This window comes from Gemmatimonadota bacterium, assembly GCA_016712265.1.
GTDB lineage: Bacteria > Gemmatimonadota > Gemmatimonadetes > Gemmatimonadales > Gemmatimonadaceae > RBC101.
Window position 1 is genome coordinate 881709 of record JADJRJ010000031.1, and the last position, 14797, is coordinate 896505.

Annotated in this window: 11 protein-coding genes and 1 riboswitch; of the genes, 9 read left to right on the forward strand and 2 right to left on the reverse strand. The window is 68.7% G+C overall.

Annotated features, from left to right (window positions below; all coding sequences use genetic code 11):
• Nucleotides 1–129 precede the first annotated feature (129 nt).
• From IPK85_24625 to IPK85_24645, 5 genes are all read left to right on the forward strand, one after another.
• Nucleotides 130–447, forward strand: coding sequence for a helix-turn-helix transcriptional regulator (locus IPK85_24625; protein MBK8250554.1), 318 nt, complete (start codon nt 130–132; stop codon nt 445–447).
• A 1-nt stretch (nt 448) separates the two neighbouring features.
• Nucleotides 449–3097, forward strand: coding sequence for an ABC transporter permease (locus IPK85_24630; GenBank protein ID MBK8250555.1), 2649 nt, complete (start codon nt 449–451; stop codon nt 3095–3097).
• An 85-nt stretch (nt 3098–3182) separates the two neighbouring features.
• The gene (locus IPK85_24635) at nt 3183–3497 is read left to right on the forward strand and encodes a hypothetical protein (protein ID MBK8250556.1); all 315 of its coding nucleotides are present in this window, start codon (nt 3183–3185) and stop codon (nt 3495–3497) included.
• Nucleotides 3498–3509: 12 nt separating this feature from the next.
• The gene (locus tag IPK85_24640; GenBank protein ID MBK8250557.1) at nt 3510–4856 is read left to right on the forward strand and encodes a M20/M25/M40 family metallo-hydrolase; all 1347 of its coding nucleotides are present in this window, start codon (nt 3510–3512) and stop codon (nt 4854–4856) included.
• Nucleotides 4857–4940: 84 nt separating this feature from the next.
• Nucleotides 4941–5056: riboswitch (cobalamin riboswitch) on the forward strand.
• Nucleotides 5057–5235: 179 nt separating this feature from the next.
• Nucleotides 5236–7182, forward strand: coding sequence for a TonB-dependent receptor (locus IPK85_24645; protein ID MBK8250558.1), 1947 nt, complete (start codon nt 5236–5238; stop codon nt 7180–7182).
• A gap of 84 nt (nt 7183–7266) precedes the next feature.
• Here IPK85_24645 and IPK85_24650 read toward each other — a convergent pair whose 3' ends face one another.
• Nucleotides 7267–8772 carry a Type 1 glutamine amidotransferase-like domain-containing protein gene (locus IPK85_24650; GenBank protein MBK8250559.1) on the reverse strand — a complete coding sequence of 502 codons (1506 nt, stop codon included), beginning with the start codon at nt 8770–8772 and terminating at the stop codon, nt 7267–7269.
• Nucleotides 8773–9168: 396 nt separating this feature from the next.
• Here IPK85_24650 and trpD point away from each other — a divergent pair, with 396 nt between their 5' ends.
• From trpD to trpA, 4 genes are read left to right on the forward strand one after another with little or no spacing between them, the layout of a single operon-like run.
• Nucleotides 9169–10167, forward strand: a complete 999-nt coding sequence (gene trpD, locus IPK85_24655) for an anthranilate phosphoribosyltransferase (protein MBK8250560.1) — start codon at nt 9169–9171, stop codon at nt 10165–10167.
• The gene (trpCF, locus tag IPK85_24660) at nt 10157–11572 is read left to right on the forward strand and encodes a bifunctional indole-3-glycerol-phosphate synthase TrpC/phosphoribosylanthranilate isomerase TrpF (GenBank protein MBK8250561.1); all 1416 of its coding nucleotides are present in this window, start codon (nt 10157–10159) and stop codon (nt 11570–11572) included. The genes trpD and trpCF overlap by 11 nt, the downstream gene beginning before the upstream one ends.
• Nucleotides 11569–12750, forward strand: coding sequence for a tryptophan synthase subunit beta (gene trpB, locus IPK85_24665; protein ID MBK8250562.1), 1182 nt, complete (start codon nt 11569–11571; stop codon nt 12748–12750). Before trpCF ends, trpB begins: the two co-directional genes overlap by 4 nt.
• A complete protein-coding gene (gene trpA / locus IPK85_24670; GenBank protein ID MBK8250563.1) occupies nt 12747–13544 on the forward strand; it encodes a tryptophan synthase subunit alpha in 798 nt (265 codons plus the stop codon). Before trpB ends, trpA begins: the two co-directional genes overlap by 4 nt.
• Here the strand turns inward: trpA and IPK85_24675 are convergent.
• A complete protein-coding gene (locus IPK85_24675) occupies nt 13525–14730 on the reverse strand; it encodes an alpha/beta hydrolase (protein MBK8250564.1) in 1206 nt (401 codons plus the stop codon). The two genes, trpA and IPK85_24675, sit on opposite strands and share 20 nt — an antisense overlap.
• Between the last annotated feature and the right edge of the window lie 67 nt (nt 14731–14797).

The following is a 14797-nucleotide window of genomic DNA, read 5'->3' on the forward strand; positions in this document are numbered from 1 at the left end:
TTCGACAATCCGATGGGACGTGCCGTTGCACGGACTGGTCGGGTCGCGATGCAAGCGGGCAGGTCCGGCTTGTCACCAGAGCCAGGACGATATATTCTGGTTTCCAGAAGAAATACTGAGGATCGTGTCATGGCGTTGGGCGACCTGGAACAACTGGTAATGCTGGCCCTGCTGCAACTCGGGGACGAGGGCTTCGGGGCGGCGGTGCAACGGGTGATCGCCGAGCAGGCGGGACGGGACGTGACGATGGGTGCCGTGTATACCGCGCTCGCACGACTGGAGGAGAAGGGGTTCGTCACGTCGCGCGTTGGTGAGCCGCTGCCACAGCGCGGTGGTCGCCGGCGTCGGTTGTACCTCGTAGAGCCGGCCGGCCGCGCGGCGATCGCGGAGGCGTGGCAGGCGATGCGCGCCCTCGCGCGCGGCCTTCAGGCGACCCTCGGGGGCTGACGTGATCGGGCGCGAACCTGGGCCGCCGCGGCTGGCTCTGTGGCTCCTTGAGCGGTGCGTACCGGAGGCCGAACGCGAGTTCCTCGTCGGCGACCTCCTGGAGTCGTTTGCCGAACGCGTCGCGACCGGTACGCCGCTTCGCGTCGCGCGCAGCCGTTTCTGGCGAGAAACGGTCGCGGTTGCCCTGCGCCGCAATCGCGACCTGGCATCTACCCCGTTCTCACGTGGCCTCATGACCGACCTCTCCCTGGATGTCACGTTGGCCCTCCGTCGCTTGCGACGCGCCCCCGGGTTTACCCTGGCGGCGAGCCTGACACTCGCGTTAGGCATCGGCGCGGCCAGCCTCGTGCTCGCCGTGGCGCGGCCGTCGCTGTGGGGGACGCTGCCGTTTCGGGAGGCGGATCGCATCGTGACGCTGCGTGAGCGTTTCGGGGACGGCAGCTTGGGGCGCGTCGGATTTGCCACCATCGGCGACCTTGCGCAGCGGGTGCCGGCGTTCGAGGCGGTGGCCGCATCTTCATCCGTCTACGCCACGCTCTCCCGCCCGGAGGGCGCCGTGCGACTGGCTGGCGCGGCGGTCTCGGCACCGTGGTTCCAGGTGATGGGAGTGACCGTCGCGCAGGGAAGGACCTTCCTTCCAGAGGAGGATCGACCGGAAGCAGCACGCGCGGTGATCCTGACCGACGAGACGTGGCGCCGGCACTTCGGGGCTGACTCCGGGCTCATCGGCCGAACCATTGAGCTGACGGGGACCATGCACCAGGTCGTGGGCATCCTGCCGGCCCGCTTTGAGCCGTTGCTGGATCCCGGGGCGCAATACCTGCGGCCCCTCCGATATGTGGAGACGCAGGGGTCGGCCTGCCGCGATTGCCGGCATCTGCAGGCCATGGCGCGGCTGCGCGCCGGCGCCGACCGCACCGAGGTCCAGCGACAGGTTGAGGTAGCGTTCGAGGCGATGCGCGCGGCGTATCCGCAGGTGTATGGGCAGAACGGGATGGTGGTGACGGGGTTGCGCGACCAGGTCGTGGAAGGAGTGCGGCGGCCCCTGCTTGCCCTTGTTGGCGCCGCCACGCTCTTGCTGCTGATTGCCCTCGCCAACACGACGAACCTCTTCCTCGCCCGCGCGGTGCAGCGCACGGGGGAGTTGACGGTCCGGGCGGCGTTAGGCGCCAGTACCTGGCGCCTGGCCCGTGGGCTCGCGCTGGAGGCGCTAGTCGTGGCTGCACTCGGTGTCCTCTTTGGCGTCGCCCTCGCGCACGCCGCGGTGGGGACTCTCGTGGCGATCGCGCCGGCGTCGCTTCCGCGGCTCGACCAAGTCCGCGTGGATGCACTGTCGATGGCGCTCGCGTCCGGGATGGCCCTTCTGTCGGGCCTCGTCAGCGGGTTGGTGCCCAGCGCGGTCGTCCGGGTCCGCGGCATGCGCGCGCGGCTGGCTGGTGCGTCGCGAGCCGTCGTTCGCGGAGGACACGATCGTCTGCGCCGTGCCCTGGTGGTGCTCGAGATGGCCATGGCGCTCCTGCTCCTCGGTGGGGCCGGGGTCCTCGTGCGAAGTGTGCAACGCCTGTTGTCGGTGGATGTGGGGTTTGTCGAGCAGGATCGCGTCTCGATGGCGTTAGGCGTTGGGGGACTCCGCTACGCGGAGAACGCCACGGTCTGGGCGCTCTGGCGGTCAGTCCATGAAGCGGTGCAGGCGATCCCCGGAGTCACCACCGCGTCCCTGACGAGCCAGCTGCCGCTCTCCAGTGACTTCGATGCGTATGGCCTGCGCTGGGAGTCGAAGCCGACGGTGGCGCCCGCGGAGGACGGCGATGCCTTTCGGTACGCCGTCACGCCGGACTATGCGCGCACCATGGGGTTGCGGCTGCACCGGGGACGTTTTCTGGACAGCCTGGACCGTGCCGGTGGCGACCCGGTGGTGGTCATCAGTGCAGGGCTGGCGCGCCGCACCTTCGGGGAGCAGGACCCCCTCGGCGCGCGTGTGCGTATGGGTGGAGGGGACCCGCCCCTGCGCACGGTGGTTGGTGTGGTCAACGACGTGCAACACCCGACCCTCGATGGCGCGCGCGGCGCTGCCATTTACCTGCCGCTGGACCAGAACGCGTTCGCCGATGCACACGTTCGACTCGTGGTCCAGACGGCGATGACATCGGCGGCGGCCGAAGCCGCGGTGCGCAGCGTCCTGCGTCGCATCGATCCCGCCATTTCCATCGCTGAGGTGTCCCCGCTCTCGGAGGTCGTCGCACAGGGCGCGCGCCAGCGGCTGTTCGCTCGGCTGCTGTTCCAGGTGTTCTCGGTGGCGGCCATGATCCTGGCTGCGGTCGGGATCTTCGGCGTGATGTCGGGAATGGTGAATGAGCGCACGCGCGAAATCGGGGTACGCACGGCGCTTGGTGCGACGCCGGCCCGTATCCTCACCGACTTCGTGCGCACCGGGGCGTCCCTGGCGGCGATGGGCATCATGATCGGCGCGACAGGCTCGCTCTTGTTGGCGGGAGCCCTGCGCTCCCTCGTCTTCGGCGTCTCTCCCCGGGACCCGGTGACGTTGGTTTTCGTGTCCCTTGGCGTTGGGGTGGTCGCCATCGCTGCCACCTGGTGGCCGGCTCGACGCGCCACGCGGTTGGAGGCCTCCGTCGCCTTGCGGAGCGACTAGGCGACACGGACCGGGATGCGCACCGTGCTTCCCTCTCGGGTGACAGGCGGCTACGATCACCGTACCACCCTGGCAGAGAGGAACCATGAGCACGTGGCGCGAGCGCATTGACGCGATGATGACCGAGCTCCAGCAGGAGCGTGATGAACTTCGGGTGAAGATGTCGCTGGGGAAGGCCGAGTTGCGGGACGAACTCGCCGAGCTGGACGGCAAGCTCGACGATCTCCGCTCCAAGGCCGCTGCGTGGGCCGACAAGGCCGACGACCAACTGGACGACGTGGTCGCCGATGCGAAGGAGAAGGCCGCGGATTGGTTGGGCGACCTCAAGGTCGGCTACCAGAAACTCCGCGACCGCATGACGGATGACGACGCGGCACCGCCGGCTCCGCCCGCGCCGTAAAGGAGCTGTCCGATGAAACTCGCCGCTGCTTGGATCTGCGTCACCCTGGCCCTGCCCCTGTCGGGCCAGGGCCTCCGCGCCGACGCAGATCCCCGGATCGTCAAGTTGGTCGCTGCCGTATCGCCCGATCGCCTTCGGCAGCTGTCCGAGCGCCTGGTGTCCTTCGGAACCCGGTCCACCTTGTCCGATACGTTGTCGGCGACGCGTGGCGTCGGCGCGGCGCGCCGATGGATTCACCGTGAGCTGAGCCAGTATCGGCGCCTGCAGGTCAGCTTTGACAGCCATCGCCTTGTGCCGACGGGTCGGATCACCCGCGAAGTCGAGCTGCGCAACGTGGTGGCGATCCTGCCGGGGCGCTCGCCGCGGCGGGTCTACATCAGCGGGCACTACGACACCGTGAACCTCGGCCCGGGCGGCCAGACACGGTTGAACACCGGTGGCGCGAACCCGCAGGCCAGTTCGGCGTTCAACCATGACAACGATGCGCCCGGCGCCAACGATGATGGCAGCGGGACGATCCTCACGATGGAGCTGGCCCGGGTCTTCGCCGAGAGCGACGTCGAGTTCGACGCGACCCTCGTGTTCATCCTGTGGGCGGGGGAAGAGCAGGGGTTGTTCGGGTCGATGGCGCACGCCCAGAACCTGGCGGCGGCCAAGGTCGAGGTGACGGCCAACTTCAACAACGACATTGTCGGGAACTCACTCGGCGGCAACGGCGTGATCGATGCGGAGACGGTGCGGGTGTACTCGTTAGGCCCCGAGGATTCGCCGCACCGGCAGCTGGCGCGATACATTCACCGGTTGGCGGCGACGTACGTGCCATCGCACCGGATCCGCCTGATGGCGCGCGAGGATCGGTTCGGCCGCGGGAGCGATCACTCGTCCTTCACCGCCTTCGATTTCCCGGCCGTGGTCTTCCGCGAGGCCAACGAGAACTTTGCGCGCCAGCACACGGCCGAGGACAAGATCGAGGGAGTGGACTTCCGCTACCTCGCCCAGAACGCGCGCGTGAACGCGGCGGGAGCCGCGACGGTGGCCCTCGCCCCGCCGGCACCGATCGTGGCGGGAGACCGAGGGGCGAGCGTCAGCCGGATTCCGTCGGGGTACGACGCCACCCTCACGTGGCGCGCCGCGCCCGGTGCGGCCGCGTATCGGGTCTACTGGCGCGATACGTGGACCAACGATTGGCAGCATTCGCAGGTCGTGGGCAACGTCACGACGTTCACCTTGCCGAACGTCAACATCGACGACTGGGTGTTTGGCGTGTCAGCCATCGGCGCGGACGGACACGAGAGCCTCGTGAGCGCCTATGTCTCACCGCCGCGCCGGATGCAGGAAGTGAAGGTGGTCAAGCCGTGACGAAGAGTCGGGGACAAGGGTTGCCACGCTGACCAGCGGCCGCTACTCTCCTCCCCACAACTGAACCAACCGCGCGCGGGATACGGAAACCGGTGTGATGCCGGTGCGGCCCCGCCACTGTAACAGGAGCAACACGTCGTCCACTTGCCACTGGTCCTCGCGACCGGGAAGGCGGGCAACGGTCCCTGAAGCCAGGAGACGACCCACGCGCGGTCCACTCACCATCCTCGGGGGAGGAGACGGTGGAGCCCGCGCACTTGCGCGTCGCTTCGCACGGTCCTGCCCACGGGGATTTCCGAGGGACGGCCCGTGCGCTTTTTGTTAATGCGCGAGGGCCCCCGCAACCGGACGCGCCGTGGGGCGCGTCGGGAGGTCGCTGATGCATCGCCGCCGTTCCATGCTCCTGATCGCCTCGTGCGCGTTGGGGCACCGCGCTCTCGTCGCGCAGGAGCGCGACACCACACGCCTTGTGCCGGTCGTCGTCACGGCAACGCGCACCGACCATCAACATGGACGGGGGGTCGCAAGCACCAATGTGCTCGACGCCCAGGTGCTGCGCGCCGCCGGGGTCTCGGATGTGGCGGATGCCCTGCGCGCGCTCCCCGGGCTTCACCTCGTTCGCAGCGGAGGCCCCGGGACACAGGTGTCGCTCTTCGTGCGCGGCGCCGAAAGCGACTATGTCCGCGTGTTGGTCGATGGTGTTCCCGTCAACGAGCCGGGCGGGGCGATCGACCTTTCCGCATGGACCCTCGATGGGCTCGATCGCATCGAAGTTGTCCGCGGGCCAGCGAGTGTCCTGTACGGGTCTGACGCGCTGGCCGGGGTGGTGCAGCTTTTCACTCGGCGCGCGACGGGCCGGATGCAGGGCACTGTGCGCGCGTCCGGTGGTACGTACGACACCCGGAGCGTGGAAAGTTCGTTAGGCGGTGGCTTGGCGTCGTGGAACGCGACGGTCAATGCCGGACGTCGACAGAGCGCTGGGATCCAGCCCTTCAACAGCGGGTGGTGGAATGAGGCGCTCGCCGCTCGGGCCAGCTGGACCGGAGGCCGTTCCACGTTGGCCGTCACTGCCCAGCAGCGCCGCGACGAAACGCAGGTGCCTACGGACGGCGCCGGCCGCGTCACGGACCACAACGCCTTTCGCCGCGGACGGCGCGCGACGGTTGGGATGGACGGCACGCTTCGGTTGACTGATCGAGTGCGCCTTCATGCCGGGGCAAGCGCGCTTGAAGGTCGCGGGGTAACTGACGACCGGCCGGACGGGCCGGCGGACTCGGTCGGCCTCCATACCTACCTCAACCGGGGCTCCGTGCGGCGTCGCGTGGTCGAGTCGCGGCTGGAGCTTCAGCCGCGCGAGGAGCTGCTGGCGATCGTTGGTGCTGAGTGGGCGCTAGAGGCCCAACACAGCCGCGACAGTTCCAACTTTGGGGGCAATCCCGCCTTCGGCGCTCACCGGACGACGCGCGCCGCCTGGGCACAGGTGGCCGGTGGTTCGGATCCCCTGCAGTTCACCATGGGGGCGCGGCACGACGACAACTCCGTCTTCGGAGGCTTCACGACCGCGCGTGTCGGGGTCGGGGCGCGCCTCGGCGAGGGTTGGCGCCTGCGCGGGTCGATCGGGACGTCGTTCAAGGCACCGACCTTTCTTGAGCAATTCAACACGGCCTTCACTACAGGAAATCCCAACCTGACGCCGGAGCGAGGTCGCGTGGCCGAGCTCGGCCTGGTCCACGCGCTGCGCTCGGGGCTGGGGGAGGTGAGCGCCACGGCCTTCCGGCAACGGTTCGCCAACCTGATCCAGTACGCCTATCTTGAGACCGGGCCGCACTTCTTTAATGTGGCGCGCGCGGCGTCGGATGGGGTCGAGTTGGACGGTCACCTGCGCCTGGGAGCGCAGTGGCAGCTTAACGCGGCCTCGACCTGGCTGGAGACCGAAGTGCTCGATGCCGGGCTTGAGGAAGGGGCGGGGGCGGTGTTTGTCAACGGTGAACGATTGCTGCGGCGTCCTGCGCACACCGTAACCCTTGGAGCGACGGTGACTCCGCACTCGCGTCTGGTCGTGCATGCGACGGCGGTGCGCATCGGCGATCGCACCGATCGCGATTTCAGCACCTTCCCGGCGCGTCCGGTGCGGCTTGCGCCATGGACGCGAACGGACCTCGCCCTCACGTGGGCAGCCACGGCGCCCGTGCGGCTTCTGTTGCGAGCCGACAACCTCGGGGGTGCGCGCTACGTCGAGGCGTTCGGGTTTCCGGCTCCCGGCCGGCAGCTCACGGTTGGTGCCGAATGGCGGTTCGGTGCGTCGGGAGCGCTTGCTCGGGAGTGAAGGAGCGCCGGGTCCCCCGATGTCGCGCAGTGCCCCCGCGTGGCCCTGCGCCGTGTGACGTGAGGCGGAAGAACCGAACGCGCCCTATCGTGAGCTCGCGTTCAGCGCATCCAGCAGCCGATCCGCGATGCCTCGGGCGTCCGCTCCTTCATCGTTGGTCAGCACCAGGATGGTGATCTCGCGCGAGGGAATCCGTACGAAGGCGCTGCGCCGGCCATTGGTGGTGGCGAAGGCCCGAAAACGCGCCGCACCACTGACGTCGTCAGTCTCCCAGCCCCGTGTCGCGTCGATCGGCCGACGCGGCACGCCGGGCTCGTTGGATCCGGCCCGTGCGTAGCTGCCCTGCTGGAGTGCCAAGGCCACGCGGTACAGTTCGTCGACGTTCGACTTCACCTCGCCGGACGCGGTGGCCATCGTCTTGCGCAAGCCGACCGGGGCACCCGCACGCTGCGAGACGCAACGTTGGAACGGGGTCATGGGAGCGGCCGCCGTGGTGTCAGCGCCTTGGCGGGCCGGCGGTTCGGGCAGTTGGTCACAGATGCCCTGAAAGATCCCGGCGATCGCGCCTAACGTGAATACGGGCACCGTCGTGCGTGGGGTGTACTTCGGCTGTGCGGGGATCCCGAACGCCCGGTTCACGAGCACGCGTCCCTCGTGGGCGACCAACACGGCCGCTCCTCCGGCGATGGGGTCCGCGTACTTGCGAAACAGGTCGCCCACGAACTCGGCGGTCAGGGCCGTCCCTTCGTTGGCGCGGCGCAGCACGCGTCGCGCGCCGAGGTCATAGCGGTCACCGGGATGCAGGGTGAGGAGCGGCGCATCCGCGTCGTTCGGGTCCTTGCCGCCGTAGACAAAGCCCTTGCTCTTGCCGATAATCGTTCCGGTGTCGCCGCGGATGACCCACGCGGTGCCCTCATCTTCCGAGATGCCGAGGAGGTTCGGGAACTTCGGGAGAAGCGAATCCGCGAAGTCCGCGAGTCGGTCGCGCGCGACGACATGCTGGTCGACCCCGGTGTTCTTGAGGTAGGCAAAGCCCTTCTCGTATCCCGGAAAATGCATGATGAAGTTGTTGTTCGACGGCGCGCCGCGCACCAGGAAGTCGCCGAGGATCGACGCTCCGGCGGAGGAACCTCCGACCACGCCGCCGCGGGCCAGGACCTCCCGGAACGCCACTTCGGTCTTCGTCCCGGCGTAGGCATCCACCAGACGGAACTGGCGTCCTCCCTCAAACCAGACCCCACCGGCCCGCTTGAGCACGGCGACAAAGGTATCGCTGTCGGCAACCTTCCGGTCTTTCGTGAAGTAGGTGTAAAGGTTGCGGGCTCCCGCGGCCTTCCATCCGCGCGTGCCCGGGCCGTCCTGTGGGTAGCTTTCTGCGCCGCCGGCGTTAGGCACGATCACGATCAGGGCCTCGGGGCCACCAGCCGCCGTAATGAAGGCCTGGTAGATCTCGGGACCCATCGTACCGCCGCCGACCACCACCACGGTGCCCCGAGGTGGACCGACCCGGGGTGCCTGGGCGGACAAGACAGCCGGGAGCAATGCGAACGCCAGTGCGACGCACGCAGGGGAAACTGATCGACGATGCATGGACAGGTGGGGCAGAAGGTCCCCGGGATCTTACGCTGGGGCCCGTGCATCGGTGAGGGGCGAGCCGAGGGCCTGGCAGCGAATCCGTCGGGGTCTGCGGGCTAGCCAGGCGTGAGGGATTGACGATTCGCGGTGTCCCCGTCACCTTGCACCCAACATGACGGGCCGACTGAATCTCTCGAGCTGGCGCTGGACCTGGCGCGGTATACACCGCGGTGGGTCCTCGTGCACGTGAGCTAACCACTCAGTTGCCTTGTCGAGCCCACCGCCTGTGCGGTGGGCTTTCTTGTTTTGTCGACGCCTGCCGCCGGATGGTCTCACCACTCCCCGGAGGCGTTTGTGTTATCCGTACTGCCCGAAGCTCCCGCGTCGATTATCGACGTCGAGGCGCATAACCTGCTTGACGCGCTCGCGCATCGGTCACTCCGGTGCGACGAGAGTTACCGCGCGTTCCGCGGGATCATCGCTGGCGCCTTCAGCGAAGTGGAGATCGCCGCGTTGCTCGCGGCCCTCAAGACTCGCGGTGAGTCGCCGGCGGAGATTGCGGGTGCCGCGCGTGCCATGCGCGAGTGTGCGGTTCCGTTTCCGCGGCCGGGGTACCCACTGGCCGACACCTGCGGCACCGGTGGCGACGGGGCGGGCACGATCAACATCTCGACGGCGGCGGCCTTCGTGGTCGCCGCGGCGGGCCTGCCCGTCGTCAAGCACGGCAATCGTGCGATCTCGTCGCGGTGCGGATCAGCGGACATCCTGGAAGCCGCCGGCGTGTCGATTGACGTCGAGCCTGAGCGCGCCCGAGCGTGCCTCGACGCTGTCGGTGTCTGCTTCCTCTTTGCGCCACGCTACCACCCCGGGATGCGCCATGCTGCCGGGGTCCGCCGATCGTTGCGCACGCGCACGGTCTTCAACCTGCTCGGCCCGCTGGCGAATCCGGCCGCTCCCGAGATCCAGCTGGTCGGTGTGTATGCGCCGCACCTGGTCCGCCCGGCCGCCGAAACCCTTTCCCAGCTCGGGTGCACGTCCGCGCTCGTGGTGCACGGCAGTGGGCTTGATGAGATCGCCCTGCATGGGGAGACCACGGCCGTTCGCGTGACCAACGGGCAACTGCAAATGCTGACACTGACGCCAGAAGATGCTGGCGTCGGGCGCTCCCCACGCTCGGCACTGCGTCCGACCGACGGACAACACCCTGGCGAATGGCTGCGGCACCTCCTGTCAGGTCGTGGTTCCGAGGCACACGGCGCTGCGGTCGCCGTGAACGCCGGGGCGGTGTTGTGGATCGCCGGGCTGGCCCCTACGCTGGCGGCCGGGACCGCGCATGCCCAGCGGTTGCTTAACGATGGGGAACCCGCCCGACGACTCGAGCGCATGATCGAGGTGACCCGTGGCGCTTGAACGCATCCTGGCGTGCACCCGCGCTCGACTCGAGGAACGACGCGCTCGGCGTCCGCTCGCGGACCTGTTCGAGGGGCTCGCGCCGTCGGGGCGTTCCTTCGAGCGCGCCCTGCGCCAGGCGCCGCCGGCTTTCATCCTCGAGGTCAAGCCGCGTTCACCGTCCCGAGGCGCGTTGCGCGCCACTGACCAGCTGGTGCCCGTGCTCGACGCCTACGCGCGACATGCGAGCGCCATATCGGTCCTCACGGAGCCGGAATTCTTCGGTGGATCCTACGACCTCCTGCGGCAGGTGCGTGGTGCCGTGCGGCAGCCCGTCCTGGCGAAAGACTTCATCCTGGATCCCTACCAGGTCGTGGAAGCGCGGTATCACGGGGCCGACGCGGTCCTGCTCATGCTCTCGGTTCTTGACGACGCGGCCTACGCGTCGTGTGCAGCCGTCGCCAGGGAGCTGCAGATGGGGGTGCTCACCGAGGTGCACACGGCGACGGAGATGCGACGTGCCCGCACGCATGGTGCCCAGGTCATCGGGATCAACAATCGCGACCTCGGCACGTTGAAGGTCGACGTGGCCACGACCCTCACGTTGGCCCCACTGGTTCCGCCGGGTGCCCTGTGCATCGCGGAATCCGGGATCGACACGCGCGCCACGTTCGAGCGCCTGCTCCCGCTGGTGGACGGTGCCTTGGTGGGATCCTCCCTCATGCAGGCGCAGGACGTGGATCGCGCCGTGCGCCACCTGGTCTTTGGCACCACCAAGATCTGCGGGCTCACCAGGCCAGACGACGCGCGCGCCGCTCACGGTGCCGGCGCGACGCACGGGGGGCTCGTGTTTCATGCGCCGTCACCACGCGCCGTGTCGCTGTCTCAGGCGGACACCGTCCGCCGCGCGGCACCGCTGGATTGGGTGGGCGTCTTCGTCGACGCGCATCCCGCCACGGTGGCGAAGGTCGCGGGCACCCTGTCGCTGGCCGGCGTTCAGCTGCACGGGTGCGAGCGCGCGGACGACATCGCCGAGCTCCGGGAATGCCTCGATCCCTCGTGCGAGATTTGGCAGGCTGTCACGGTGCGGGACCGCCTCCCCGACGCCGCCACGCCGGGAGTCGACCTGACCATGTTCGACGGATATGCGGAGGGGCGACGCGGGGGGACCGGGCGCACCTTCAACTGGAGCCTCCTGGAGGGGGGCGGGGTTCCCTATCCGTACGGACTCGCCGGCGGCCTCTCGCCGCAGAACGTGGCGCATGCCGCGCAGTATGGGGCACGCATCCTGGATGTCAGCAGTGGAGTGGAGTCGTCGCCCGGCTGCAAGGAGGCCGGTCTGGTCAACGCCTTTCTGCGTGCGCGACGCAGCACGATTCGCCATGCGAGCCTGAACGAGTCGAGTGACATGGAGCGCGTCGCATGATCACCAGCACACGGTTCGGCGAGTTCGGTGGAGTGTTCGTCCCCGAGATCCTCGTGCCCGCCCTCGAGGAACTCGAGGCGGCCTGGCTGGACGCCATGACCGACGAACCCTTCTGCGCCGAACTGCGCCACCTGTTGCGTCACTGGGCGGGTCGGCCGACTCCACTGTACCGCTGCGGCAGGTTTGGTGCGGCGTTGGGGGGTGAGGTGTGGCTCAAGCGCGAGGACCTGCTTCACGGTGGGGCACACAAAACCAACCAGGCACTGGGTCAGGCCCTGCTCGCCCGACGCCTCGGGAAGCGCCGGCTCATCGCCGAGACCGGCGCTGGACAACATGGCGTCGCCACGGCGATGGCCGGCGCGGCACTCGGGCTTGACGTCGTGGTCTATATGGGCGCGCGGGATATCGAGCGGCAAGCGCCCAACGTGGGACGTATGCGGTTGTTCGGTGCGACCGTGGTGGCCGTCCACACCGGGTCGGCGACGCTCAAGGACGCCATCAACGAGGCGCTGCGTGATTGGTCCGCGCGCTACGAGGACACGCACTACCTGCTGGGGACCGCTGCCGGCCCCCATCCGTTTCCGCGCATGGTCCGCGACTTCCAACGGGTCATCGGCGACGAGGCCCGGGCACAATACCTCGCTGCCGTGGAGAGCCTCCCTGACGCCGTTGTCGCCTGCGTCGGGGGAGGCTCGAACGCCATCGGGATGTTCACGGCATTCCTCGACGACCCCGTGCCCCTCGTCGGCGTGGAGCCGGCGGGGCGCGGCCTCGACTCCGGGGCGCACGGGGCCACGCTGCAACGTGGGCGACCAGGCATTCTCCACGGCGCCCACACCATGATCCTTGAGGACGAGGACGGGTTGGTGATTGAGTCGCACTCCATCTCCGCCGGGCTGGACTATCCTGCGGTAGGGCCTGAACACGCATGGTTGCAGGCCACCGGACGGGCGCGGTATGTGGGTTGCACGGACGCCGATGCGATCGCAGCGGCCCTGGAGCTCGCGCGCTGTGAGGGGATCCTCCCCGCGTTGGAGTCTGCCCACGCCCTGGCCGCCGCATGCGTGCTCCTCCGCGATGGCGAGGCGCGGTCGGTGCTGGTGAACCTGTCGGGCCGCGGGGACAAGGACCTCGCCACCCTGGCGGCAGGCACCAGCACCCGCGGAGGCGCCCCATGACGGCGCGATACGCGGCGATGTTCGAGCGCCTGTCCCTCCGCGGCGAAAGCGCGCTGATCCCCTTCGTCACGTTAGGCGACCCCGATCGCGCGCGCTCGCGGGACGTCCTGGCGGCGATGGTCGAGCAGCCGATTGACGGTGTGGAGCTGGGGGTGCCGTTCAGTGACCCCGTGGCCGACGGTCCCGTCCTCCAGGCCGCCGCGACCCGTGCGGTCGCCTCGGGCATCCGCGTGCGCGAGTGCCTGGACCTCGTCCACGAGCTCCGCGAGCTGGCGCCACACCTGCCGATCGGGTTGCTCGTGTATGCGAACACGGTCACCGCACGTGGGGTCGCCCGCTTCTATCGCGAGGCGGCCGCGGTCGGTGTCGACTCGGTCCTGGTCGCTGACCTGCCGCTCGACGAGGGTGGCCCGTTCGACGTGGCGGCGGTGGCCGCGGGGGTATCGCCGATCTACGTCGCGGCACCCAACCTTTCGGAAGCGCGGGTTGCCGAACTGGCACGGCGAACGCGAGGCTACACCTATGTCACGAGTCGCCCCGGCGTGACCGGCGATGACCGCCACGCGGACGGGGCCGCACTCGCCGGTCGCATCGCCGCCCTGCAGCGCTCGGCTGCTCCACCCGCCGTGGTCGGTTTTGGCATCTCAACGCCCTCCGATGTACGGCGGGCATGCGACGCCGGTGCGCGTGGCGTCATCGTGGGGTCCGCCCTGGTCCGCCGGATCCACGAGGACGGCACGGTCCCGTCCTCGTACCTGTGGGAGCTGAAGGCTGCTACCGCCGGAGTGCGCTGAGACGGTCGCGGAGGGCCGCGTTGCCGGCGTTCAGCCGCAGACTCTCCTCCCACGCGCGTCGAGCCCCCACCGTGTCCTTCGCTGCGAGGGCGGCCACCCCAAGGTTGTCCCAGGCGCGCCAGCTCCGCGGGTACAGTTCCGTCGCCATCCGATGGAACTCGGCGGACTTCGTCGCGTCCTGGCCCATGGCCACTGAACCCAGGAGGCGCAGGGCGCCCTCGGATGGTGTGAACGTCACCCCAAGTTTGGCGGAGACGTCCTGGAAATGCGTCACGACCGTGCGCGGCGCGGCCAGGGTACGCGGCAGGTTGAGCTTGTACCCGTCAAAGATAAAGCGCAGGGCATCGTATTCCGCCACCAGCGGAACCGAGCCATGGTCGTCGTGCTCATAGTACTTGAAGGCGTAGCGAAACCCGGCCGGCTTGTATGCCTTGAGCTGCGCATCGAACTGGGTGATCGCGCCAAAATGCGGGTTGGTCACGGAGTCATCGGGGCTCAACGTGTTGGCCTGCGCCACGTACAGGGCACGGCCGGCCCAGTTGGCCGCAGCCATCCGGGCCTTGGCCTGGCGCAGCAGGAGGGTGTTGTCCCACCACAGGCTGGGATCGATCGCGACGTACGCGTGAAACAGCTCCGGCATGGTGTACAGCGCCTGGATCGCCGTGATCCCTCCCAGCGAGTGTCCGACAAAGACCCGGAACGGGAGGGTGCGATAGCCGCGCTCCACCTGGGGGATCAGCTCATCGCGGATGAACGACAGGAAGGCCGGCATTCCGCCGCTGGTCTCGAGCCCGGGCATCGCGGTGCCGCCGAACCCGACCGTCGTGCGCGTGGGCGTCATGTCGCGCAGGCGGTCCCGCGTATTGGGAATCGCCACGACGATCATCTCCGGAAGGACATAGGTCCCATTTACCCCCGTGCCGAGGATCTGGATCAGCCCGGTCACGGAATGGAAGTGTGCGTCGCCGTCGAGCAGGTACAGCACCGGGTAGTGCTGCGGGGTTGCGGTAGTGTCGCTGTAGGAGGGCGGCGTGTACACAAGGTACGGGCGCTGCTCCTTCAGGTGAGCCGAGTGCAGTGAGTCCACGCGACCGATCCTCGTCGCGTGGTCAAACCGTGACTGCGCCGAGGTCGACCAGGGCAGGGCGGCGGCGATCGCGATGGCCAGGGAACGCAGGGAAGGCATGGGGCTGAGGTTGAGAGTGACGCATCGTATCCGATGGCGCGTGGGCACGCGAGGGCCCCGGGACAGC